General features: G+C 71.0%; 23 protein-coding genes. 5 read left to right on the forward strand and 18 right to left on the reverse strand.

The window, feature by feature from the left end; translation table 11 throughout:
- Positions 1–211: 211 nt before the first annotated feature.
- From AB0N68_RS15860 to AB0N68_RS15875, 4 genes are all read right to left on the reverse strand, one after another.
- Positions 212–2005 carry an ABC transporter ATP-binding protein gene (locus AB0N68_RS15860; RefSeq protein WP_280568401.1) on the reverse strand — a complete coding sequence of 598 codons (1794 nt, stop codon included), beginning with the start codon at positions 2003–2005 and terminating at the stop codon, positions 212–214.
- On the reverse strand, positions 2002–2967 hold the full coding sequence (locus AB0N68_RS15865) for an ABC transporter permease (RefSeq protein ID WP_071327550.1): 966 nt from the start codon (positions 2965–2967) through the stop codon (positions 2002–2004). The genes AB0N68_RS15860 and AB0N68_RS15865 overlap by 4 nt, the downstream gene beginning before the upstream one ends.
- Before the next feature lie 34 nt (positions 2968–3001).
- Positions 3002–4006, reverse strand: coding sequence for an ABC transporter permease (locus AB0N68_RS15870; RefSeq protein WP_060922593.1), 1005 nt, complete (start codon positions 4004–4006; stop codon positions 3002–3004).
- An 83-nt stretch (positions 4007–4089) separates the two neighbouring features.
- A complete protein-coding gene (locus tag AB0N68_RS15875) occupies positions 4090–5763 on the reverse strand; it encodes an ABC transporter substrate-binding protein (protein ID WP_187663358.1) in 1674 nt (557 codons plus the stop codon).
- A gap of 167 nt (positions 5764–5930) precedes the next feature.
- On the opposite strand from AB0N68_RS15875, the gene AB0N68_RS15880 reads away from it, so the two are divergent.
- Positions 5931–6851, forward strand: coding sequence for a sugar kinase (locus tag AB0N68_RS15880; protein WP_280568411.1), 921 nt, complete (start codon positions 5931–5933; stop codon positions 6849–6851).
- Positions 6852–6861: 10 nt separating this feature from the next.
- Here AB0N68_RS15880 and AB0N68_RS15885 read toward each other — a convergent pair whose 3' ends face one another.
- Genes AB0N68_RS15885 through AB0N68_RS15905 form a run of 5 tightly spaced genes read right to left on the reverse strand, consistent with a single transcriptional unit; the run spans position 6862 to position 12366 of the window.
- Positions 6862–7737: a MurR/RpiR family transcriptional regulator gene (locus AB0N68_RS15885; RefSeq protein ID WP_259952981.1), complete on the reverse strand. Its 876-nt coding sequence runs from the start codon at positions 7735–7737 to the stop codon at positions 6862–6864.
- 14 nt (positions 7738–7751) lie between these two features.
- Positions 7752–9260: a glycoside hydrolase family 3 protein gene (locus AB0N68_RS15890; protein WP_259952979.1), complete on the reverse strand. Its 1509-nt coding sequence runs from the start codon at positions 9258–9260 to the stop codon at positions 7752–7754.
- Positions 9257–10090 (reverse strand): carbohydrate ABC transporter permease, encoded by an 834-nt coding sequence (locus AB0N68_RS15895; protein WP_187663354.1) that lies wholly within the window; start codon positions 10088–10090, stop codon positions 9257–9259. The genes AB0N68_RS15890 and AB0N68_RS15895 overlap by 4 nt, the downstream gene beginning before the upstream one ends.
- Entirely contained in the window at positions 10087–11061 is a 975-nt protein-coding gene (locus tag AB0N68_RS15900) for a carbohydrate ABC transporter permease (RefSeq protein WP_187663353.1), read from the reverse strand. The genes AB0N68_RS15895 and AB0N68_RS15900 overlap by 4 nt, the downstream gene beginning before the upstream one ends.
- Before the next feature lie 15 nt (positions 11062–11076).
- Positions 11077–12366: a sugar ABC transporter substrate-binding protein gene (locus AB0N68_RS15905; RefSeq protein ID WP_280568421.1), complete on the reverse strand. Its 1290-nt coding sequence runs from the start codon at positions 12364–12366 to the stop codon at positions 11077–11079.
- A gap of 147 nt (positions 12367–12513) precedes the next feature.
- Between AB0N68_RS15905 and AB0N68_RS15910 the strand changes: the two genes are divergently transcribed.
- From AB0N68_RS15910 to AB0N68_RS15925, 4 genes are all read left to right on the forward strand, one after another.
- Positions 12514–13779 (forward strand): LCP family protein, encoded by a 1266-nt coding sequence (locus tag AB0N68_RS15910; RefSeq protein ID WP_187663351.1) that lies wholly within the window; start codon positions 12514–12516, stop codon positions 13777–13779.
- Positions 13780–13810: 31 nt separating this feature from the next.
- Complete coding sequence (locus tag AB0N68_RS15915; protein ID WP_280568424.1) at positions 13811–14671, forward strand: spermidine synthase; 861 nt, start codon at positions 13811–13813, stop codon at positions 14669–14671.
- Positions 14672–14752: 81 nt separating this feature from the next.
- Positions 14753–15280, forward strand: a complete 528-nt coding sequence (locus tag AB0N68_RS15920; protein ID WP_187663349.1) for a hypothetical protein — start codon at positions 14753–14755, stop codon at positions 15278–15280.
- 44 nt (positions 15281–15324) lie between these two features.
- On the forward strand, positions 15325–15813 hold the full coding sequence (locus AB0N68_RS15925; protein ID WP_187663348.1) for a SprT-like domain-containing protein: 489 nt from the start codon (positions 15325–15327) through the stop codon (positions 15811–15813).
- Between the two features lie 31 nt (positions 15814–15844).
- Here the strand turns inward: AB0N68_RS15925 and AB0N68_RS15930 are convergent, their stop codons facing one another.
- From AB0N68_RS15930 to AB0N68_RS15970, 9 genes are all read right to left on the reverse strand, one after another.
- The gene (locus tag AB0N68_RS15930; protein ID WP_311198659.1) at positions 15845–16360 is read right to left on the reverse strand and encodes a DUF3054 domain-containing protein; all 516 of its coding nucleotides are present in this window, start codon (positions 16358–16360) and stop codon (positions 15845–15847) included.
- 26 nt (positions 16361–16386) lie between these two features.
- On the reverse strand, positions 16387–17049 hold the full coding sequence (locus AB0N68_RS15935; protein ID WP_259952971.1) for a 2-phosphosulfolactate phosphatase: 663 nt from the start codon (positions 17047–17049) through the stop codon (positions 16387–16389).
- An 18-nt stretch (positions 17050–17067) separates the two neighbouring features.
- Entirely contained in the window at positions 17068–18528 is a 1461-nt protein-coding gene (locus AB0N68_RS15940) for an ABC transporter permease (protein ID WP_259952970.1), read from the reverse strand.
- Positions 18525–19286 (reverse strand): ABC transporter ATP-binding protein, encoded by a 762-nt coding sequence (locus AB0N68_RS15945; RefSeq protein ID WP_136051761.1) that lies wholly within the window; start codon positions 19284–19286, stop codon positions 18525–18527. The genes AB0N68_RS15940 and AB0N68_RS15945 overlap by 4 nt, the downstream gene beginning before the upstream one ends.
- A 167-nt stretch (positions 19287–19453) precedes the next feature.
- A complete protein-coding gene (locus tag AB0N68_RS15950; RefSeq protein WP_280568436.1) occupies positions 19454–20089 on the reverse strand; it encodes a response regulator in 636 nt (211 codons plus the stop codon).
- Entirely contained in the window at positions 20086–21267 is a 1182-nt protein-coding gene (locus AB0N68_RS15955) for a sensor histidine kinase (protein WP_280568438.1), read from the reverse strand. Before AB0N68_RS15955 ends, AB0N68_RS15950 begins: the two co-directional genes overlap by 4 nt.
- 54 nt (positions 21268–21321) lie before the next feature.
- Positions 21322–22113 (reverse strand): class I SAM-dependent methyltransferase, encoded by a 792-nt coding sequence (locus AB0N68_RS15960; RefSeq protein WP_280571569.1) that lies wholly within the window; start codon positions 22111–22113, stop codon positions 21322–21324.
- A gap of 105 nt (positions 22114–22218) precedes the next feature.
- Positions 22219–23370, reverse strand: coding sequence for an AMP-binding protein (locus tag AB0N68_RS15965; protein WP_280571567.1), 1152 nt, complete (start codon positions 23368–23370; stop codon positions 22219–22221).
- Positions 23371–23395: 25 nt separating this feature from the next.
- Positions 23396–24316: a 1,4-dihydroxy-2-naphthoyl-CoA synthase gene (locus tag AB0N68_RS15970; RefSeq protein WP_280567142.1), complete on the reverse strand. Its 921-nt coding sequence runs from the start codon at positions 24314–24316 to the stop codon at positions 23396–23398.
- Between the last annotated feature and the right edge of the window lie 3 nt (positions 24317–24319).

Below are 24319 nucleotides of genomic sequence, written 5' to 3' on the forward strand. Positions count from 1 at the left end.
GAAGCTCACGAGATGCCGACCACCATATGAGGGCAGGGAGAAGCGAGCGCAACTACCAACTATAGACGCGATCTCACGACATGGCAAGCGCAATCCTTGACCAATCTTCCTCGCTGCGGTAATGGGACGGCCGAGACCCCGCCTTCGCGTCGAAACCCCGCCCTCGCCGCGGGGGCAGGGCGGGGTTTCGACGCGAAACCGGGGTCTCGGGTCAGGACGCGATGTTGAGCTCGTTGCCGGGGATCGAGGCGAGGAGGCGGCGCGTGTAGGGGTCACGGGGGTTCGTGAAGATCTCCTCCGACGACGCGGCCTCCACGAGCTTCCCGTCCTTCATCACGCACACGTAGTCGCTGATGAGCCGCACCACCGCGAGGTCGTGCGAGATGAACAGGTAGCTCAGCCCGTACTCGCGCTGGAGGTCGCCGAGCAGCCGCAGGATCTGGTCCTGCACGAGCACGTCGAGCGCCGACACGGGCTCGTCGCACACGATGAGATCCGGCGAGAGGGCCAGGGCCCGCGCGATCGCCACCCGCTGACGCTGCCCGCCGGACAGCTCGGACGGGTAGCGCCGCAGCATCGACTGCGGCAGCGCGACGTCGTCCAGGAGCTGTCGCACGCGCTTGCGCCGGTCCGCCCCGCTCCCCCGCTTGTAGAACTCCAGCGGCTCCGCGATCAGGCGCTCGATCGTGAACATGGGGTTCAGGCTGGAGTACGGATCCTGGAAGATCGGCTGCACCCGCTGCCGGAAGTCCTTCGTCTCCGCACGGCTCAGCGTCGAGATGTCCTTGCCCTCGTAGCGGATGAGGCCGCTCGTGGGCTCGATCACCTTGAGCAGCATGCGCGCGGTCGTGGTCTTGCCCGATCCGGACTCCCCCACGATCGCGACGGTCTCCCCGCGCGGGATCGCGAGCGAGACGTCGTCGACGGCGACGAAGTCCTCGTGCTTGCCACGCACGGGGTACACCTTCGTGAGGTTCTCGATCTCGACGATGTTGCCCTTCGACGAGCTCAGGGACCCGGGGGCCGACGAGCTCAGGGCCCCAGGCTCACGGTGGGTCGCTGAGCCTGTCGAAGCGCCCTCCTGGGTCGCTGACCCAGCCTCCTCCTGGGGCGCTGAGCCTGTCGAAGCGCCCTGCACGAAGGCTTCCGGGCGCAGCCGTGCCACCGCGACCGACGGCGCGGCCTTCACGAGCGACTGGGTGTACGGGTGCTGCGGATCCTCGAGGATCTGCCGCGCGGGACCCTGCTCGACGACCTTGCCGCGGTGCATCACGATCACCCGCTCGGCACGCTCGGCGGCGAGCCCGAGGTCGTGCGTGATGAGGAGCACGGCGGTGCCGAGCTCCCTGGTCATCTCGCCGATCTGGTCGAGGATGGTCTGCTGCACCGTCACGTCCAGGGCGCTGGTGGGCTCGTCCGCGATGAGCAGCCGCGGCTTGCACGCCAGACCGATCGCGATGAGCGCCCGCTGCCGCATGCCGCCGGAGAACTCGTGCGGGTACTGCTTCGCGCGGCTCTCCGGATCCGGGAGGCCGGCGGCGGTGAGCGCCTCGACGACCTTGGACTGCACGTTCTGCCGGGTGGCGAGGCCGTGGGCGAGCAGCGTCTCGGCGACCTGGGTGCCGATCTTCGCGACCGGGTTGAGGTTGGACATGGGGTCCTGCGGCACGAGGCCGATGTCCCGTCCGCGGATCGACCGCAACTCGTTCTCGGAGGCGCGGGAGATGTCCCTCCCGTCGAGTCTGATGCTGCCGGCGGCCACCTTCCCTCCGCCCGCGAGCAGCCCGATGATCGCCATCGCGGTGGTCGACTTGCCGGAACCGGACTCGCCGACGATCGCCACGGTCTCCCCGGGGCGGATCTCGAGGTCGACGCCCTCGACGGCGTGCACGACGCCGTCCATGGTGGCGAAGTCCACCGCCAGGCCCTCGACCGACAGCAGGGGCTCGTCCGCCATGCCGTTCTCCTTCGCGGCGCGCACGGCGCCCTCGTCATGGATGTTCATCGTGCCCTCGTCCTCGGGTCCATGGCCTCACGCAGCGCCTCGCCGAGCAGGGTGAAGCCCAGCGCGGTGACGGCGATGCAGATGCCGGGGAGGAACGCCAGCCACGGGGCGATCGCCAGCTCGGCCTGTGCGTACGTGAGCATGCGGCCCCACTCGGCGGTCGCGGGCCCGCCGCCGCCGAGACCGAGGAACGACAGCGCTGCCGCGTCGATGACCGCGGTCGCGAGGGTCAGGGTGCCCTGCACGATGACCGGCCCGATGGCGTTCGGGAGGACGTGCGACATCGTGATCCGGCCGCGGCCGAGGCCGAGTGTCTGCGCCGACAGCACATAGTCGCTGGAGCGCTGTTGGAGCATGGACGCCCGCAGCAGTCGCGCGAAGATCGGCACCTGGGAGGCCCCGATGGCGATCATCACGGCGTACGGCGTCTGCCCGAGGATCGCGGCGATCGACACCGCCAGCAGCAGGTTCGGCACCGACAGGATGATGTCGACGACGCGCATGATGACCGTGTCGACCCAGCCGCCGAACGTGCCGGCGAGGAGTCCGAGGATCATGCCGCCGACGAGACCCATCGCGGTGGAGACGACGCCGATCAGCAGCGACGCCTGCGCGCCCCAGATGAGCTTCGACAGCACGTCGCCGCCGAACCGGTCCAGACCGAGTGGGAACTGCGGCAGCTCGCCCGGGCCAGGGATGTGCGTGGGCGTGATCTCCTTCGCCCCCGGGAGCGCCGTCTCGGGGTACGGAGCGAGGACCGGCGCGAGCACCGCGACGAGCAGGAAGAGGAGCACGATGACGGCGCCGATCCACGCCGTCGGGTTGTGCCGGAGCCGGCGGAAGACGTCGCGCCAGAAGCCGCCGCCGCCGTCCTTGAGGTCGGCCTGGGCGATCGCGACGGTGTCGATGCTGCCGCCGCTCTCGGCGGACGGGCCCTGTGCGGGTGGGAGGGCGATGCTCATGCGAGCGCCTCCTTTCGGATGAGGGAGGAGGACATCACTGCACTCTCACTCTCGGATCGATGAAGCTGTACGACACGTCCACGGCCAGGTTGATGAGGGCGTAGGCGATCGCGATGAAGATGATGAACCCCTGCAGCACCGGGAAGTCGCGCGTGAAGATCGCCCGCGCGAGGAACGACCCGATGCCGGGGAAGGCGAACACCGTCTCGGTGAGCACCGCCCCCGAGATGAGCAGTCCCGTCTGCAGACCGATCGTCGTGATGACCGGGAGCATGGCGTTCCGGAGGATGAACCGGCTGCGCAGGGTGGCGGAGCCCACGCCCTTCGCCCGCCCCGTCCGCACGTAGTCGGCGTTCTGCACCTCCAGCACGCTCGCCCTGGTGATGCGGACGATGATCGCGAGCGGGATGGTGCCGAGGGCGAGCGCCGGGAGGATCAGGTGGAGGATTGCATCCCATGCGGCGTCGAACTCCCCCGTGATGATGCCGTCCCAGACGTAGAAGCCCGTGGGATGGGTCGCATCGATCCGTGGATCCTGCCGACCGTCCGAGGGCAGCCAGCCCAGCTGCACGGCGAAGACGTACTTGAGGATGAAGGCGAGGAAGAACACCGGGATCGTGATGCCGATGAGGCTCAGCACGACCGACGCGTGATCGGTGAACTTTCCGTGGCGACGGGCCGCCCAGTATCCGAGCGGGATGCCGACCCCGATGGCGAAGATGAGCGCCGCGACGCTCAGCTCGATCGTCGCGGGGAATCGGCGGAGGAACTCCTCCGTGACCGGCCGGTTGGTCTGGATGGACGTACCGAAGTCGCCCTGCAGCAGCCGGGTGACCCAGATGAAGTACTGCTCGATGAGGGGCTTGTTGAAGCCGTAGAGCTCGTTGACCCTGGCGATGGCCTCCGGGGTGGCCTTCTCGCCGAGGAGGGCGACCGCGGGGCCGCCGGGGAGGGCCCTGACCCAGGCGAACAGCAGGATGCTGAGCCCGAACAGGGTGGGGATGAGGAACAGCAGTCGCCTGCCGATGGTGCGCAGCACAGAGTTCTCCGTCGATCAGAAGGTACGCCGTGCCCCGGTTCCGCAGGAGCGGAACCGGGGCTCGGCATATCAAATGGTCAGGCCTACTTCGTGAGGACGATGTCCGTGAAGACCTCGTCGTTCACCGGGCTGGCGGGGTAGCTCTCGACGCGCGGGTCGAAGGCGAGCGTCGGCGCCGGGTGCGCGAGCGGGACGCCGGGGATGAACTCCGCGACCATCTCGTTGATGTCCTCGTACAGCGCCGTCTGGTCGTCGAGGTTGGAGACCCCGCGCGCCTCGGTCAGCGCCTGGAACAGCTCCGGGTTGTCGAAGCCCCACTCGGAGCTCTTCTGGCCGAAGAAGACGCCGACGAAGTTGTCGGTGTCGTTGTAGTCGCCGGTCCAGCCGAGCAGGTGGATGCCGTGGTCGGCGGTGCCGGTGGTGCGGTCGAGGTATTCGACCCACTCCTCGGAGACCGGGGTGGTCTCCACGCCGACCTCGGAGAGCTGCGACGACAGGACGGTGTAGATCTGCTCGGGGTCCGGCATGTACGGACGCGAGACATTGACCGGGTAGTTGAAGTCCAGCGCCAGCGGGTTCGCCTCGTCGTAGCCCGCCTCCGCGAGGAGCTCCTTGGCCTTCTCCGGGTCGTAGTCGTAGGTCGTGACCTCGTCGTTGTAGCCGTTGACCACCGGCGGGACGAACTGCGTCGCCTTCTCGGTGCCCTCCGGGAGGACCTGACTGATCAGGGCGTCCTTGTCGATGGCGTAGGACAGCGCTTCACGCACCTTCGGGTCCTGCAACTCCGGGATCGCCTGGTTGAAGGCGAGGTAGAGGATCGTGAACGGGGGACGCGACACCATGGTGAAGTCGTCCTCCTCCAGCGCCTTCGTGTCAGCGGGGCCCACGAGGTCGTAGCCGTCGATGGAGCCCGACTCGAGCGCCTGGCGACGGGCCGTCGGGTCGTCGATGGTGCGGAAGATGATCTCGTCGATCTGGCCGGCCTCGCCCCAGTAGTCGTCGTAGGCCTTGAGCGTGACCTGCTCGCCCGGTGCCCACTCCTCGAACTGGTAGGGGCCGGTGCCGACCGGGTGGCCCATGGCGTACTCGGAGAGCTGCGGGGCCTCGGCGGTGCCGCCGACCTCGTCGGCGCCGAACTCCTGCATCGCCGAGGGGCTCTGCATGCCGAAGGCCGGCAGCGACAGCGAGGCGATGAAGCCGGCGAACGGCTTGTTCAGCTCGATGGTGACGGAGTTGTCGCCGTCCGGCGTGCACGACTTGTAGACCGCGTCCTCCGGGTTGGAGGCGTAGCCCTTGAAGAGCTTGTTGTAGTAGTACCCGAAGGCCTCGGAGGCGGCGAGACCGGTCCAGTTGTACCAGCGGTCGAAGTTGGCACAGACGGCCTCGGCGTTGAACGGGGTGCCGTCCTGGAAGGTCACACCCTCCTTCAGCGCGAAGGTGTGGGACATGCCGTCCTCGGACGACTCCCACGACTCCGCCAGCAGTGGTGCCGGGTCGGCCGTGCCGGGTTCCGTGCCCACCAGACCCTCGAAGATCTGGCGGGAGACGCGGAAGGTCTCGCCGTCCTGCGCGAACGCCGGGTCGAGGCTCGCGGGATCCGAGGAGGCGGCGAAGACGAAGGTGCCGTCGACGTCACCCGATCCTTCCGACCCGTTGTCCCCGCGCTCGCTGGCGACGCATCCGGCGAGTGCGAGAGCGGCGATGGTCGCTCCGGTGACGGCGGCGAGTCCTCGCCGAGGCATGGCTGACTGGTGCATGTGTGTATGACCTTCCCTGTCGGGCGCTTCCTTGCGCGTCTCCGGGCATCGTCGCCGCGGAGACGGTGATTCCTCGAAGGTACCCAGCGGCCCGGCGGATGCCAAGAGTCCGATGTTGCGATCCGGTATCGACGCGGGGCCGCCGTCGATCCGGTAATGTCCAGAACGTGCCGGACACCACTCCCCTCGTCGTGTGCCTGGGCGAGGGCCTGGTCGCCCTCGTCTCCGCCACCGCCGGGCCGCTCGAGACCTGCCGCACGTTCCACCGCTCCCTCGCCGGGGCGGAGTGGAACACCGCGATCGCACTCGCCTCCGCCGGCATCCGGACCGCGGTCGTGTCCCGCGTCGGGGACGACGGATTCGGACGGTTCCTCACCGCCGAGCTCCGTGCGCACGGGGTCGACGACCGCGCCGTCGAGGTCGACCCGGTCGCGCCGACGGGGCTCTACGTCAAGGAGCTCTCGCCGCGGCCGGACGGCGCCGTGGACGGGACCATGCACTATTACCGTGCGGGGTCGGCCGCGGCGGCGCTGTCACCGGGTTCGCTGGAGTCGCCGGTGGCGACGGAGCTGCTCGCCGCGGCAGCCCTCGTGCACACCTCCGGCATCACGCCGGCGCTCTCTCCGTCCGCGCGCGCCGCCCAGGAGGCCCTGGTGGCGGCGCCCCGACCCGGCCGCCTCGTCAGCTTCGATCTCAACTGGCGCCCCGCGCTGTGGCGGGGGCGGGAGGACGAGGGGCGTGCCCTGCTCACCGACCTCGCCCACCGCGCCGACATCGTCTTCTGCACCCGGCCGGATGCCGAGGCCGTGTTCGGGACGAGCGCGCCGGACGACCTGCGGACGCTGTTCCCCGAGCCGCGGTACCTGGTCGTGACCCACCCCGCCGGTGCCGTCGCGTTCGACGGCGCGGAGCGCGCGGCCAGCGACGCCCTCGACGTACCGGTCGTGGAGACGATCGGAGCGGGCGACGCGTTCGCCGCGGGCTTCCTCGCGGGCGTCCTGACCGGTCTGACCCTGGGTGGGAGCCTGGCCCGCGCCCACCGCATCGCGACGCGCGCGATCACCAGCACGCGGGACCACGTCGACTGACCGGGCGACCTCAGTCCGCGTGACGTCCACGCCGCGGCGGGACCGCGTCGTGCGTGCGCTGCAGCGACACCGCGACGTGCTCGCCCCGGTGCTGCACGATCCGCACGAAGAGCACATCGATGAGCGCGAGCTGCGCGATGCGGCTCGACATGGCGGCCATCCGGAACGGCGACTCCTGGGCCTGGCTGAGGAGCACGACGTCGGCGATGGCCGCGAGCGGGGAGTCCGCAGCGCTCGTCACCGCCACCGCGAGTGCACCCGTGGCCCGCGCGACCTCCAGGGCGCGGACCGTCTCGGCCGTCTCGCCGCCGTGTGAGAAGGCGATCGCCACGTCGGCGGACGACCGCAACGAGGCCGCGGTGATCGCGAGGTGCGGATCGGCCGAGTGGGTCACCGAGCAGCCGATCCGGGACAGCTTGAGCTGGAGATCCTGGGCGGTCAGCGACGACGCCGCCTGCCCGAACAGGTCGATGTGCCGGGCGACGACCACCGCCCGCGCGACCCGGTCGAGGGCGTCCGCGTCCAGGGCCCGTGCCGTCTTCTCGATCGCGTCGATCTCCTGCGCGGCGAGCTTCGCGGCGATCGCGGCCGGCCCGTCGTCCCGGTCGATAGCCGTGGAATCGAGTCCGAAGCGGGCCTGCTGCGCCTGTGCGAGGGTGACCGCGCGGGCGACGGCCACCCGGAGTTCCCGATAGCCGCTGTAGCCCAACGACTGCGCGAACCGGGCGACGGTCGAGAGCGAGGTCTGGCAGAGCTGCGCGAGGTCGTTGATCGCGAGGTCCACCACGAGGGTGGGGTCCCCGAGGATCCTCTCGGCGACGCGTCCCTCCGCCGCGCTGAGCTTGGGGAGGGAGCGCCGCACCACGGCCAGAACGTCGTCGTCCATGCGCTGATCCCGTCTCAACCGGCGGCGGTCGTCCTCTGTCGGGGCACGAAGCGGCCGAGGAGCGCGTCCCGCGCGGTCTGAGCGCCGAGCCGGCTGGCGGCACCGACCTCGATGGTGGGCAGCGGCAGCGGCTCCTGTACGTGCAGGCCGACGTTCACCACGACCGCTCCCGGATCCCGGAGCGCGGTCCGCTCGATGAGTGCGCGCTGCGCCGGCTCCGCATCCGGCCGGTCCACGAGGACGACCGTCGTGCCGGTCGCCGCGGCGACCTCGTCGATCACGGCGTCCTGCTCGTCCACGGTGCGCGCGGCCACGTCGAGCCGCACCCGGACGCCGTCTCCCGCGAGCGCTTCGGCCACGTAGGAGGCGGCGCTGTCCACCGCGAGCGTCGAGCGACGTCGGGCGTCGATCACCGCCAGGGCGTCGGCGGCCTCGGGTGCGACGCCGGTCAGCGACACGGACCGACGGACGATCTCGGCGGCGTCGAACGCGGCGATCTCCTCGTCCGAGGCATCGCTCGTGCGCAGCCGGGTGGCGAGGGCCGACACCCGCGCGGCGGCCTCCTCGACGCGCTCCCGGGAGAGCGAGCCGTCACGCAGCGCGGCCACGATCCCGTCGCGGGCGGCGAGGAAGTCGCGGCGGTCCTGGTCGGGAAGGGCGGCGTCGCCGGGGTTGGTCGGGTTTCCGATGCACAGGAGGTCGGCGCCGGCGGCCAGAGCGAGGGCGGCGCCTCCTCCCAGCCCGACGGTCTCGCGGATCGCGGCCATGTCCAGCGCATCGGTGATGATGACGCCCCGGAAGCCCCACTCCCGCAGCATGCCGAGCACACGCGGGTTGAGGGTCGCCGGCTGCGCGCCCCACGCCGGGACGACGATGTGCGCGGTCATGATCGCGTCGACGCCCGCCTCGACGGCCGCCCGGAACGGCTCGAGGTGCACGCGTTCGTACTCGGCCACGTCGAGCGCGATCTCGGGAAGCGCGTGATGCGAGTCGAGGTGGGTGTCGCCGTGACCGGGGAAGTGCTTGACGCACGCGGCGACGCCGCCGTCCTGGATGCCGTCGACCGTGGCGACGACGTGGCGCGTCACCAGCGCCTCGTCGGATCCGAACGAGCGCACGCCGATGACGGGGTTGCGCGGGTCGGTGTTGACGTCGGCGACCGGACCGAGCACCACGTTCGCACCGACGGCGCGCACGCGACGGGCGAGCTCCGCTCCGGTCCGCTCCGACGCGACCACGTCGTCGAGAGCACCGAGCTGCGCGGCGCCGGGAAGGGTCGAGCCGCTCCCGGACTCCAGCCGCGTGACGCTGCCGCCCTCCTCGTCCACGCCGATCAGGGCGTCCGGGTTCGCGTCGAGGATCTGCGCACTCAGCGCGGGCAGTCCCTCTCCCACGTTCTGTCCGAAGTACACGACTCCGGCCAGGCCGTCGCGCAGCTCCTCCACGAGCCAGGCGGGCGCCGTGGTGCCGAGGAACCCGGGCCAGAGCACGCCGTTCGCGAGGCGCTCGAGCTCGTCGGTCATCCCTTCACCGCTCCCGCGACCATGCCGGCGGAGAGCCGGCGCTGCACGATGACGAAGAAGATCATGACGGGCACGGTGATGATCGTGGAGGCGGCCATGATGCTGCCCCAGTCGTTCGAGTACAGGCCGAAGAACGACTTGAGCCCGATCGAGACCGTGTACTGGTCGGTCTGCGCGCCGAGGATCGTCATGGCGAAGATGAACTCGTTCCACGCCGTGATGAAGCTGAAGATGCTCGTCGCGACGAGGCCGGGCATCACCAGGGGCAGCAGGATCGAGCGGAACATCCGCCACCAGCTCGCGCCGTCGATGTAGGCGGCCTCCTCGAGCTCGACCGGGACGGCGGCGACGAAGCCGCGCAGCATCCAGATGCCGAACGCGAGCGACAGCGCCACGTAGACCACCATGAGGCCGATGATGCTGTTCAGCAGGCCGAGGCTCTTCACCTGGAGGAACAGCGGGATGACCAGGGCCTCGAGCGGCACCATCTGCACCACGAGGATCATCATCAGGACCGTGGTGCGGAACTTGAAGCGGAACCGCGCCACGGCGACCGCCGCGAGCAGGCAGACGATCGCGCTGACGAGCACCGTGACGAGGGCCACGATGGCGGAGTTGCGCAGGTAGGTGCCGAAGCCGCCCTCGGTGAGCACGAAGGCGAAGTTGTCCCACGTGAACTCCTGCGGGAGGAGCGACTGCCCACCGCTGGAGGCCTTGCCGTCGAACGCGCTGGAGACCATCCAGTAGACGGGGAACAGCGTGAAGATGAGGACGGCGGCGACGCCGATGCCGAGTCCGATGCGCGACCGGAGCCTGGGGCGGGGGTTCACAGCTCGTCCTCCTTCATGAGGGAGCGGATGTAGACGATCGTGATGCCGATCAGCACGAGGGTCAGCAGCACCGCCAGCGCGGCGCCGAACCCGTAGCGGTTCTGACCGAACGACTCCACGTACGACCACACGCCGAGGTTGAGCACCTGACGGTTGCCGCCGCTGCCGCCGGGCATGAGGTAGACCTGCGCGAAGACCTTGAAGTCCCAGATCGTCGACAGGATGATGACGACGGAGAAGACGGGCTTGAGCGTCGGGAAGATGATCTTCCAGAAGCGGCGCCACGCGCCGGCCCCGTCGAGCGCCGCGGCCTCGAGCATCTCCTTCGAGACGCCCAGGAGGCCGGCGAGCACGGTGATGGCCACGAACGGGAAGCCGTGGTGGACGACGTTCAGCAGCACGATCGCGTAGAACGACCACTGGTTGGTGAACCAGTTGACCTGACCGTCGATGAGGCCGAGGTCCTGCAGGACGCTGTTGAAGATGCCGCGGTCGGCATCGAAGATGAAGGTCCAGACGTACGTGCCGGTCACGGCGGGCATCGCCCACGCGACCATGATGCAGCTGGAGACGATGGTGCGCCACACGGTGCCCAGCCGCGCCAGCAGCAGCGCCACGAGGGTTCCGAGTGCGACGGTGGTGAACACCGCGACGGCCGCGAAGCCGACCGTGTTGGGGAGCACCACCGTCCACAGGGTCGGATTGGTGAGCGCCTCGGCGTAGTTGTCCAGCCCGATCCAGTTGCTCTCACCGGTGTTGATCTCGCGCAGACCGTAGTCCTGCAGCGAGTAGAGGAACACCTGCACGAGCGGCCAGAGCATCAGCCCCGCGAGGATGATCAGCCCGGGGGCGAGGAGGAGCCAGGGGCGGGCCGTGACGATCGAGAGACCCCGACGCTTCCGGCCGCCGGCCACGGAGGCGGAGGAGGGCTCCGCCTTCGTGGCCGGCAGTGGCGCTTGCACCATCGACATGGAAGGAATGGTTCCTTACTGGTTGAGCAGTTCGGTCATCTCGGCAGCGGCGTCCTTCGTCGCGGTCGCGACGTCCTTCTGCCCGCTGAGGATGGCCTGGATCATGGCGTTGGTGGTCTTCTTCGCCTGCACGGCGCCGAAGTTCGGCGTGACCGGGACGGACGCGCCGCCGTCGACCATCTGCTCGGCGAACGGTGCGACGAGCGGGTCGGTCGAGGCGAGGGCCTCCTCCATCGCGGACTGGACGCCAGGGAAGTAGCCGGTCTCGTCGGACCACTGCTCGGCGAACTCACCGGTGGTCATGAGCTTGACGAACTCCCACGCGAGGTCGGCGTTCTTCGTGGTGTTGAACACCGACAGGTGCGAGCCGCCGAGCACGGAGGGCGCGATGCCGCCGTCCTGGCCGGGGATCACGGCGGCGCCGATCTTGCCCTCGAGCTCGGGGTTGGCCTCGATGAGGGCGTTCGGCGTCCAGGAGCCGGAGAGCATCATCGCGACGTTGCCCTGCGTGAAGGCGTCCCGGAGGTCGGTCTCCTTCCACGTGGTCGCACCGGCCGACGAGAAGCCGTGCTCGGTGGCCAGACCCGTGTAGAACTCGATGCCGGCCTGCGACTCGGCGCTGTCGAGCTCGCTGGTCCAGGTGTCGCCGTCCTTCGTGGCGATCTCGCCGCCGGCGCCCCAGACCCAGGGGTAGACCTGGAACTCGGCGTCGCCCGCGACGGGGAAGGGCAGGATGTCGGGCTTGGCGGCCTTGATGGCCTCACCCGCGGCGACGATGTCGTCCCAGGTCTTCGGAGCCTCGAGACCGAGCTCCTCGAACACGTCGGTGCGGTAGACGATGGAGCGGACGCCGGCGTACCACGGCATGCCGTACAGCTCGTCCTCGTAGGTGCCGGCGACGGCGAGGCCCTCGACGAGGTCGTCGCGGAGGCCGTCCTCGGCGTCGACGTACTCGTCGAGCGGGAGGAGCGCGCCGGCGTCGGCGAACTCCGCGGTCCAGGTGGTGCCGGTCTCGGCGATGTCCGGGGTCGTGCTCCCGGCGATCGAGGTCACGAAGCGGTCGTGGGCGTCGGCCCATTGGATCTCCTCGATGGTGACCTTCGCACCGGTCTCCTCCTCGAAGGCCTCCGAGACCTTGTCGTAGAAGGCGGTCGCGTCGGGGTTGGTCCCCTTCATGATCCAGACGGTCAGCTCCTGGCCCTCGCCGTTGGTCGAGCCGTTGTCACCGCTGCCGCCGGCACAGCCGGCCAGAGCGATCGTGGCGACGGCGCCGAGCGCCACCGCCGGAAGAATGCGCTTGTGCATGGGGGGATCTCCTCTTTGAAAGTCCAGGTGTGCATCGGGTGCGTACCGGGGATAGGAAAAAGTATTCACGACTAACTAATTCCCTGCAAGTTCCTCCCAGAATCGTCACACCGCCGTAACATCAGGCCTCCGGGGTAGGCTCCCCGCATGCCCCGACGTGGATCTGACGCCGACCGCCGCCCACTCCCCCGGCATGCCCCGCACCCTGCACGCGGACGCGCGTCCCGCGTGCTCCGCGGGCTCGGGATCGGACTCGCCGTGGTGCTGGTCTCGACCGCGGCGGTCGCCGGGTTCCTCGTCTGGGACGTGTTCAACCGCGTGGGCGACGGGGCCGTCACCCTGGAGGGTGCACCGCAGGTCGACCCGCCCACCCTCGGCGCGTATCCCGACGACAAGGCCTTCAGCATCCTCATCGTGGGCACGGACGAATGCGGCCCGAAGGCCACCGCGCTCTTCGATGAGCGCTGCGCCGAGGCGGACGGCCTCAGTCGGAACGACGTGAACCTCCTCGTGCACGTCTCCGCTGCCCCGCGGAACGTGACCGTCGTCTCCCTCCCCCGCGACCTCGGCGTGCCCGTGCCGGAATGCACCCGCGAGGACGGCTCCGTCGCGTCGGCGATGGAGAAGGCATCGATGAACTCGCTGTTCGAGCACGCCGGCCTCTCCTGTATCGCGAAGACCGTGAGCGAACTGGGTGACATCCCCGTGGAGTTCGCCGCCAAGATCAGCTTCGACGGCGTCATGGCCGTCACCGATGCGATAGGCGGGGTCGAGGTCTGCATCGCCGGCGACGGCATCCGCGACCGCCACACGGGCATCGACTGGCCGGCGGGCATGCGGACGGTCTCGGGCGTGGAGGCGCTCCAGTTCATCCGCACCCGGCACGGCGTGGGGGACGAGAGCGACCTCGCCCGCATCTCCAATCAGCAGCAGTACATGTCGCGACTGGCCAAGAAGGTGCTGAGCGAGGAGACGCTGACCGACATCCCCAAGGTGCTCCGGCTGACGAACGCCATCGCCGACAACATCGACCCCAGCGACGAGCTCGCCGACCCGCTGCGGCTGGCGCAGCTCGCGCTCGCTCTCAAGGACGTGAGGTTCGGCGACTTCGCCTTCGTGCAGTATCCGAACGTCGTCGACCCGTTCGACGACGACAAGGTCGTGCCCGACGAGGACGCCGCCGCCGCGCTCTGGGATGCGGTGAGGGCCGGCAAACCGCTGCAGCTCACCGGAGACGTGACGACGCACCGCGGCGTGGAGCTCGTCACCCCCGCTCCCACGGCGCCCACGGCCCCGGAGTCGGACCCCGGTCCCGAGGCGACCGCAACGCCGGATGCCCGCGCGACCCTCCCGCCGGAGGTCTCGGGCCAGACCCTCGAGCAGGAGACCTGCGCGGTGGGCAACCAGCGCTGACCCGAGGCGGGCGCGGCGTAGGCTCGACGACATGGGACGGACGCGATCACGGGATGCCGAGCACCCGCAGACCCGTCTCGACCACGGCGGAATCGCCCGCATCGTCCCCTCCGAGTTCACGAGCGGCTTCGAGCTCGTGGTCGACGAGACCCCGCAGTCCCACGTCGATCTGGACGACCCCACCCACCTGCACTTCGAGTACATCGTGCGGATGGGCGCCGTGATCGACCAGCTCCGCCCCGGACCGCTCACCGCCGTCCACCTCGGCGCCGGCGCCCTGACGATCCCCCGCTACATCGACGCGACGCGGCCGGGGTCCCGTCAGCAGGTCATCGAGCTGGAGGCCCCGCTCGTCCAGCTCGTCCGCGAGCACCTCCCGCTGCCGAAGGGGGCGGCGATCCGCCTGCGCATCGGCGATGCCAGGGAGGGAGTCCGCAAGCTCCCGGCCGCCCTGCACACCGCCTGCGATCTCGTCGTCTCCGACGTGTACTCGGGCGCGCAGACCCCCGCCCACCTCACGAGCGTGGAGTTCTACCGCGAGCTCGCCGCGCTGCTCGCGCCCGGCGGGGTGCTGCTGGTCAACGTCGCCGACGGCCCCGGTCTCGCGTTCGCCCGTCGACAGGCCGCGACGATCGCCGAGGTCCTTCCGGAGATCGGCATCCTCGCCGACACCCAGGTGCTCAAGGGCCGCCGCTTCGGCAATCTCGTGCTGGCGGCATCCGCCGCGCCGCTGCCGACGGAGTGGCTGCCGCGGATACTGGCCGCCGGCCCGCACCCCGCGAAGATCGCCCAGGGGGACGAGGCCAGCGCCTTCCTCCAGGGGGCCCGCATCGTCACCGATGCCGACGCGGTCGCCTCCCCGCGCCCGGATGCGTCGCTGTTCCTGCGCTGACCGGGCGCGCCGCCCCGAGGAGCGCGGAAGCGGCAGGCAGACTGGACGGGGACAGTCGCGGGGACGCGCGGAAGGAGAGCAATGAGTTTGATCCGGGGATACGACCAGGAGAGCCTCCGCGAACGCGTCGACCTCGATGAGTGCGCCGCCCGCCTGGACGAGATCGAGGAGCAGCGGAGCCTTCCCGCCCTGCTCGAGCGCGTGTGGCTGCTGAAGGTGCTCGGTCGCCTCGACGACGCCCTCGTCCTCGCCGACGAGGCCGTGCGGCAGGCCCGCATGGCCGGCACGCGCAAGGACGTGCTCCGCGCCCGCGTGCTCCACGCCACGATCCTGCAGTACCGCGGGGCCCACGCCGCCGCCGAGCAGGAGCTGGCCACCTGCGCCACGGAGGCCGAGGGCCAGCGTTGGCTGTCGATCGCCGCGTTCGCCTACCAGCACCACGGCAAGAACGCCTACGACGCGGGAGACTACGAGACCGCGCGGGAGAGCTTCAAGCAGTCGCTGTTCCTGCGGCGCGAGTCCGGCGCCGAGGACCGCGAGCTCGAGACGGTGCTGCTGGCCATCGAGGCCGTGGAGCGTCGTCGTCCGGCGCAGCTCGTCGCGGGCTGACGCCGATGCGCCTGAGTGTCCGCGGCATGCCTTAGCCTGAGCGCATGGCGGAACTTGACCGCGTGCGCGTCTGGGGCGAGGCACTGATCCGGTTGCATCTCGACGACAGCTGGTCGTTCGACTTCGACCATGCCAAGCGTCGCGCCGGGCAGTGCGACTACACGCGCAAGCGCATCACCGTGTCGCGGTATCTCGCCGCCCGCTTCGAGGACGACGACATCCATCAGGTGCTGCTGCACGAGGTCGCGCACGCGCTCGCCGGGCACAAGGCGGCGCACGGTCCGGCGTGGAAGCGCGTGGCGCGCGACCTGGGCTACGTCGGCGGTACGACGCATCACGGGGAGACCGCGGTCGAGCTCGCCCCCTGGGTGGGGCGATGCCCGGCCGGACACGTCACGTACCGCCACCGGCGCCCGACGCGAGCCACGTCCTGCGCCCGGTGCTCCCGCACATTCGACGCGCAACATCTGTTCGCCTGGACGCGTCGTGAGATCACCACCGACGCCCGGCTCGCGGCGCAGGCGCCGCGCTGAGTCCTGCCGGAGCGGCGCGAGCGGAGCCGTGTCAGGCCGACGGGCCGCCGGGACGGGCCTGCTCATCGGAGGCGGATCGGTTCTCCTCATCGGGCGTGTGCGCCTCATCCTCCGGCGCCACCTCTTCGGCGACCGGTGCGGCCTCCGGAGCGGGCACGGCGGAGTCCTCCCCCGTCGCAGCCGCCGCGGTCACGCGTCGGCGACGGACGAGCGCGGTGAGCCCACGCCAGCCGAGCAGGAACACGCCGAGCACGAGCGTCGCCACGATGACGAAGGGCAGCTCCGCGGTGTCTCCGCTGAGCAGCCGCAGCAGCATGCCGCCGACGACCGTCACCGCCCAGACCACCGCGCCCCACGGCAGCGACCACGGCCGACGCGGGCGCCCGGGGAGCAGCGCCGCGACAGCGTGCCCGAGCAGCAGGGCGACGAGGAAGGGCCAGGCCGTGAGAAGGAACCCCGCCGGGTCCTCCTGGTGGGAGGCCCGGCCGATGGCGGCGAAGACGAGGACGAGGACGGCGTCGACGAGGAGAGCGGGGAGGAACCTCATTCCTCGACCCTACGCGGAAGGCGCGCTCACTCGTAGCGCGTGAACCGCCCGTCGCGCAGGACGGGGACGGTGTCCGCGGCATCGAGGACGGCCGCGTCGGCGGTGCTGGTCGGCTCCAGTCCGGCGGCCCGTATCCGATCGGTGGCCGGGACGCCGGCCTGCAGCTCGCGTCCGGAACCCGTCGCCCCGATCAGGTGCTTCACCGCGCGCCGCAGGGCACGGAAGCCCTCCGCTGCCACGGCCGCGTCCGGCGCCGTGTGGTCGATGCCGAGATCGGTCAGAGCCGCGGCGATCGCGCCGGCCCCGAGCTGGTCCTCCACCGCGACGCGCAGCTCCCCCGCGGCGTCGAGCTCCCCCGCCGGGATGAGTGCCACCGAGGTGCGGCCCTGCCGGCGCTCCTGCTCGACCTGCACGGCCCTGGCCACGGCACCGGCGTTGCGGATCGCCCCCAGCAGGACGGTGGCCCCGGTCGAGGCGGCGGCATCGGCCACCGCCGCCCCGTTCCGCGACCATCCGAGGGCTGTCGAGAGGTCGACGTCCGTTCCCGCGGCCACCGCGTCGACGACCGTCGAGGAGAACCGGAGGACGTCGATCACCACGACCACGTCGGCCGGGGCGAGGCGGGCGAGCCCTGACACCCCCCAGTCGAGTCGGACCTGGTACGGGGACTGATCGAACGGCGACGGCATCCGTCCAGCCTAGAGCCGTCAGTCGGCGGCGAGCGCCTCGACCGGAGCCACCCTGGTCGCCAACCGGGTGGGCGTCGCGGCGGCCACGAGGGTGAGGAGCGCCGTCGCGGCGACGATGATCACCACGGGGAGCCACGGCACCTGCGGAGCGATCAGCCCTGCGGGCGTGAACTCCGGCAGGACCGGCACGGAGCCCAGCAGCGACTGGGCCGCGATCCACCCGTAGAGCACCCCGAGCACGAGCCCGGTGAGGGTGGCTGCCACCGTGATGTGCGTCGCCTCCAGCAGCACCATGCGGCGCACCTGCCGGTTGGACAGGCCGATCGAGCGCAGCAGCCCCAGCTCGCGACGACGCTGCACGACGCCGATGGTGAGGAGGTTGACGAGGCCGACCGCCGCGATCACCGCGGAGACCGCGACGAGCACCATCATGATCGCCGCGAAGGCGTCGTAGGGCGCGAAGAACTCGGCCGGGATCTCCTCCGTGGTCTGGCTGGTCATGAGGCGCTTCGACGACTCCAGCGCCACCGCGAACATCGTCACCAGGGTCACGCCCATGACGACGCCGATGGCCATCCGCGACGACCGCTCCGGGTACCGCAGGGCGTTCTCGGCCGCGAGACGGGCGGTCGCGCTCGACCCGAACATCCGCCCCACGAGCCGGAGCACCGGCGGCATGAACAGCACGGACCCCAGGGCCAGCCCGGTGAAGGAGAGGATGCCGCCGAAGAACGCGACCACGACCCCGAGCGGCGTGACGAGGCCGAGGACGACCCCGCCCGCGAGCAGAGCAGCGCCGGAGATCAACAGCACCCAGGCCCCGACATGGCGGCCCTTCCGCCCGGAGACCTCGTCGCGCGTGCGCTCCACCGCGCCGCCCAGAGCCTGCAGGGGGGTCACCGCGAGGACGCGGCGGGAGCCCACCCATGCGGCGGCCCACGTGGTGAGCGCGACGCCGACCGCCGGAAGGGCGAGAGCGGGCTGCGCGAGCGAGAAGGACGACGGCGCGGTGGCGACGAGCTGTCCGCCGAGCTGCACCGCGGCCGCGGAGAGGAGGAGGCCGGCGAGCAGCCCCAGCCCTGCTCCGAGGAGCCCGACGACGAGGCCCTGCCGGCCGACCTGCGCCCGCTGCGATCGCGCCGTCGCCCCGATGAGACGCATCAGCGCGATCTGCCGCGTGCGTCCCGCGATGATCGTCGAGAACGTGTTCGCCGTGACGATCGCCGCCACGTACATCGCCACCGCCGTGAGCAGCACCGACAGGATCGCGACGACGACCGCGAGCGTGCCGCTGTCGCCGATGAACGGATCGGCCTGGAGGACGGCGCCGATGTAGGCCGTGATCTCGACGAGGAACACCCCGAACGCCGACGACAGCGCGGCGACGAGGACGCTCGCGCCCATGCCGCGGTCGCGGAGCCAGGCCAGCCGGGGTCCGGTCGTCCGCGTCTCCGGGACGACCGTGGTGAGCGCGGTCATGCCGACACCTCCGCGGCGAGCATATACGCGGAGATCTGCTCCGCGGTCTGCCGCGGGTGGTCTGCGACGATGCGCCCATCGCCGAGGTAGAGCACCCGGTCGGCGTGGCTGGCCGCGATCGCGTCGTGCGTGACCATCGCGATGGACTGGCCGTGCTCCCGGCTGGCGGAGGCGAGCAGGCGCAGCACCTCCCGTCCGGTCTGGGAGTCGAGGTTGCCCGTGGGCTCGTCCGCGAACACCAGGTCGGGGGCGGTGGCGAGGGCGCGGGCGATCGCGACGCGCTGCTGCTGTCCGCCCGAGAGCTGGTGCGGCCGGTGCCCGAGGCGCTTGCCGAGGCCGAGCGTCTCGATGAGACCGTCGATCCGTGCCCGCTCGATGGCGCTGGGCCGACGGCCGTCGAGCTCGAACGGCAGCAGGATGTTGCCGAGGGCGTCGAGCGTGGGGACGAGGTTGAACGCCTGGAAGATGAACCCGACGCGGCGGCGGCGCAGGATCGTCAGGTCGAGGTCGCCGAGGCCGGTGATCTCGGTGTCGCCGATCCACGCCCGCCCCTCCGTCGGGCTGTCGAGGCCCGCCATGATGTGCATGAGGGTGGACTTGCCGGATCCGGACGGGCCCATGATGGCGGTGAACTGTCCGCGGCGGATGCCGACGCTCACATCGTCGAGCGCGCGGACGGTGCCCTCGCCCGAACCGTAGGTCTTCTTCAGGTGCTGGACGCGGGCGGCGAGCCCGAGGTCGGTGGTCGTGATCTCCATGCTTCTGACGCTATTTCCGCGCCCGGTCCCCCCGCGTCGCCCTCCGGGAGCATCCCGATACATCGGGAGGATGATCCCCCTCCCCTCGACCCACCCCCGTGCGTTCGACCCACCCCTCTACGGCCCGCCGCAAAGGGCCGGGTCGAACAGAAGGGGGTGGGTCGATGTCAGGCGAGGCCGTGCTCGAACGCGAACACGACGAGCTGCACACGGTCGCGGAGCGCGAGCTTCGTGAGGATGCGGCTGATGTGCGTCTTCACCGTGGCCTCGCTGAGGAACTCCCGCGCGGCGATCTCGGCGTTCGAGAGGCCCCGGGCGGCGAGCGCGAAGATCTCCCGCTCCCGCTCCGTCAACTCGGCATACTGCGGGGGTACCGGCTTCGGAGCCTCCGCGAAGTGCTCGAACAGCTCGCGGGTCGCCGACGCCGCGATGACGCTCGACCCCGCATGCACCGTCCGGATCGCCGCGAGCAGGAACTCCGGATCGGCGTCTTTGAGGAGGAAGCCGCTCGCCCCCTGCCGGATCGCCCGCGCCGCCGCCTCGTCGAGGTCGAACGTGGTGAGCATGACGATGCGCGGGGGCTCCGGACGGGACAGGATCTCGGCGGTCGCGGTCAGCCCGTCCATCACCGGCATCCGGATGTCCATGAGGACCACGTCGGGCCGGGTCGCGGCGACCACGGCGAGCGCCTCCCGCCCGTTCCCCGCCTCCCCCACGACCTCGAGGTCCGGCTGGGAGGCCACGAGCATGCGGATACCTGCACGGAACAGCGCCTGGTCGTCGACGAGCACGACTCTGATCACTGCGGGGCTCCGATCGGAAGGCTGCTCTGGACGACGAACTGCGCACCACGGCGCTCGGCTTGCAGACTACCGCCCACGAGCTGCGCCCGCTCGCGCATGCCGATCAGACCGTGTCCCCCGGGCGCGCCCGGCGTCGACTCCGGCGAGATGGCGTTGCGCACCTCGATGTCCACGCGATCAGGGAGCCACGCGAGATGCACGTCCACCGCGCCGTCGCCGTGGCGGATCGCGTTCGTCAACGCCTCCTGGAGGATCCGGTAGACGGCGAGTTGGATCGCCCCCGGTGGCTCCCCCGGAGGCATCGGGTCGACCGTGACCCGCGGCTCGATGCCGGCCTGGCGCACCTGGGCGAACAGCGTCTCGAGGTCGGCGAGGGTCGGCTGCGGACCGTCCCCCTGCCGATGGCGGAGCTGGGTGAGGAGCATCCGCACGTCGCTCAGGGCTCCGCGGGCGGTCTGCGCGATCGTGCCGAGAGCCTCCGTCGCGATCTCGGGCTTCACCGCCGCGGCGTAGCGCGCGCCGTCAGCCTGAGCGATGACGACCGCGAGCGAGTGGGCGACCACATCATGCATGTCCCGCGCGATGCGCACCCGCTCCTGCTCCTCGGCGGCCAGGGCCTCGGCCTGCAGCTGCGCCGAGCGCGTGCGCCGGTTGCGCAGCACGACCCGCCAGAGGAGGCCGCACACCCACGCGAACCCGAGCGCCATGATCGAGGCTGCCACGAGCAGAGTGCCGCCGGTCACGAGCTCCCACCCGCTGCCGGAGCCGAACGCGACGCCCCCGACGAAGACCAGGTACAGCGAAGCGACGATGCCGCCCACGATGACGGAGCCGAACCCCCACCAGAGCACGCGGCGCGACCCCCACGCGGACGTCGCGTACAGCACGAGGAGGATCGCGAAGTCGGTCGGCAGCGGTCCGAAGCCGGCGAGCATCTGCACGATGGCTCCGGCCCAGGCGGCGGCGAGCGCGAGACCGGGAGCGAGGCGTCCGATCGCCACCCCGCCGAACAGGAACACCGACGACGAGATCAGCCCGATGACGTTCACCGCGGACGAGCCGACCAGCTCCGGCTGCGGGGCGTAGAACACGACCCCGAGCGGCGTCAGGAGCGCGAACAGCAGCACCGCCCCGACGATGTCGAGGACGAGGCCGGTACGGGACAGCGGACGGATCACTCCCCCACGCTACGCGAGCGCCCGGGTACTGGCATCCGTCGCGGGATGTATCCGTCAGGCGCGGGCGAGGACCTCCCCGTGCGGCACGAGGAACCAGCCGTCGCCGTCGTCGGCCCAGCGCTTCCAGGCGTCGCTGATCTCCTGCAGATCGGCGCGCGTGGCCATGCCCTGGTCCACGAGCTGCCGCGCGAGCGCCGACTCCAGGATGCGGTCGGCCCACATCCCGCCCCACCAGGCGCGCTCGGACGGGGTCGCGTAGCACCAGGTCGACGCGGTCGCCGTGACGTCCTCGAAGCCCGCCGCCCGCGCCCAGGACAGCAGGCGGCGCCCGGCGTCCGGCTCTCCGCCGTTCACCCGGGCGGCGGCGCGGTACAGCGCGAGCCAGCGATCGAGCTCCGGCAGGACAGGGAACCACAGGAAGCCCGCGTAGTCGGCGTCACGAGCGGCGACCAGTCCCCCGGGCTTCGCGACCCGACGCATCTCCCGCAGCGCCTGCACCGGATCGGCGACGTGCTGCAACACCTGGTGCGCGTGCACGACGTCGAAGGAGTCGTCGGCGAAGCTCAGCGCGTGCACGTCCTCGATGGAGAAGGCGATGTTCGCGACTCCCTGCGCCGCGGCGAGGTCACGCGAGAGGGACAGTGCGGCGTCGTCGATCTCGGTCGCGGTGACGTGCGCGACCACTCCCGCGAAGTCCACCGTGATGGATCCGGGCCCCGCCCCCACGTCGAGGAGCCGGGTCTCGGCCGTGAGGTGCGGTCGCAGATACGCCGCCGAGTTCGCGATGTCCCGCACACTGTGCGAGCGGAGGACGGATTCGTGGTGTCCATGCGTGTACGAGGCCATGCGCTCAGTCTGGCACTCCTGTCGACCCACCCCTCTGCGTGTGTCCCGGCCCCTTCCGGACGCCCGTATGGGGCCGGGACGACGCGAAAGGGGTGGGTCGACGGGTCAGAGGGAGGCGACCATGCGGCGGATCGCCTCGCGGTCGGGCTTGCCTGAGGAGAGGACGTCGAGCTCGTCCACGAGGATCAGACGGGACGGACGGGCGTGGGCGCCGACTTCCCTGGCCACCGCCTCCCTGGCCTGGGCGAGCTGCTCGGACTCGCTGCGCCGCAGGGCCTCACCGCGCGCCGCGACGATGACCGAGGCCTCCCCCCAGCGCTCGTCGTCGACCCCCACGACTACGGCCTGATGCAGCCCGGGCACCGAGCGCACGATCCGCTCCACCCGGTCCAGCGAGACGTTGATGCCGCCGGACACGATCACGTTGTCGGCGCGGCCGTGCACGCGGACCACACCGTTCTCGACGAGACCGAGGTCTCCCGTCCGGTACCAGCGGATGCCGTGCTCGTCCCTGGCGAACGTGCGCGCGGTCAGCGCCGGGTCCCCGAGATACCCCTCCGCGAGCAGGGGGCCGGCGATCCGCAGCTCCCCGTCGACGGCGCGGACGTGCACGGTGTCGAGCGGGACGCCGTCGTACACGCAGCCGCCACTGGTCTCCGTCGAGCCGTAGGTCCGCACGAGACGGACCCCGAGGTCGGCCGCCCGCTCCCGCAGCGGATCCGGGAGTGCCTGCCCGCCGACGAGGATCGCCTCATAGGCCCGCAGTGCCGCGAGCACCCCCGGCTCCCCTGTCGCGTCCAGCAACGTCGCGATCTGCGCCGGGACGAGGGAGGTGTAGAGCGCGGGGACGACACCGGCGGTCGTGGCGTGCAGCATGCCCCGCGTGGCCTCGGCGAACGCGTGCGGCGTGAACCGCCCCTCGATCCGGGTCGGCTCCGTGCCCGCGAGGATCGACCGCACCATCACCTGCAGCCCCGCGACGTAACCGGCCGGCAGGGCGAGCAGCCAGCGCCCGCTGCCGATCCGGGTGGCGGTGGCCTCCGCGCTCGCCCGCAGGGCCTCGCCGCTCAGCGCCACCCGCTTCGGGACGCCGCTGGATCCGGAGGTCGCGATCAATGCGGCGATGCCGTCGTCCACCTCCGCCGGAGCGTCGGCGAGCATGCCGAACCCGAGAGCCGGTCCCTCGTCGAGCGCCCGGAGCAGCGCCTCCCGCAGCAGCGTGGTGTCCTCGGCGTCGGTCGGGATCAGCGCGGTCACGGTCGGCTCCGTCTCTCGTGCGGACTCAGTAGTGCCAGGGGAAGGACGACCAGTCCGGGGCGCGCTTCTCGAGGAAGGAGTCCCGGCCCTCCACCGCCTCGTCGGTGCCGTAGGCGAGACGGGTGGCCTCTCCCGCGAACACCTGCTGGCCGACGAGGCCGTCGTCGACCGCGTTGAAGGCGAACTTGAGCATCCGGATCGCCGTCGGCGACTTCGTCAGCACGGTGCGCGCCATCTTCAGCGCCTCACGCTCGAGCTCGGCGTGCGGCACCACGCGGTTCACGGCGCCCGCCTCGTAGGCCCGCTGCGCCGAGTACTCCTCGGCGAGGAAGAACACCTCCCGCGCGAACTTCTGCCCCGTCTGCCGGGCCATGTAGGCGGAGCCGTACCCGGCGTCGAAGCTGCCGACGTCGGCGTCCGTCTGCTTGAAGCGCGCGTGCTCGGCCGATGCGATGGTCAGGTCGCACACCACGTGCAGCGAGTGGCCGCCGCCGGCCGCCCACCCGGGGACCACGGCGATGACGACCTTGGGCATGAACCGGATGAGCCGCTGCACCTCGAGGATGTGCAGCCGCCCGACAGCGGGGGCGGCTCCTTCCCCCTGGGTTGCTGAGCCTGTCGAAGCATACTTGTACCCGTCGCGGCCGCGGATGCGCTGATCGCCGCCGGAGCAGAACGCCCAGCCGCCGTCCTTCGGGCTCGGTCCGTTGCCGGTCAGCAGCACCGCCCCGATGCGCGCGTCCTGCCGCGCGATGTCCAGGGCGCGGTAGACCTCGTCGACCGTGTGCGGTCGGAAGGCGTTGCGCACCTCGGGCCGGTGGAAGGCGATGCGGGCGACCCCGCCGTCGCGGCTCACGTGCGCGGTGATGTCGGTGTAGTGCTCGGCGCCGGGCGCGAGTTCCCACTCGGCGGGATCGAACAGGTCGGAGACGAAGGCATCGGTCACGGT

The sequence above is a fragment of the Microbacterium meiriae genome (assembly GCF_040685015.1).
GTDB classification, from domain to species: Bacteria; Actinomycetota; Actinomycetes; order Actinomycetales; family Microbacteriaceae; genus Microbacterium; species Microbacterium meiriae.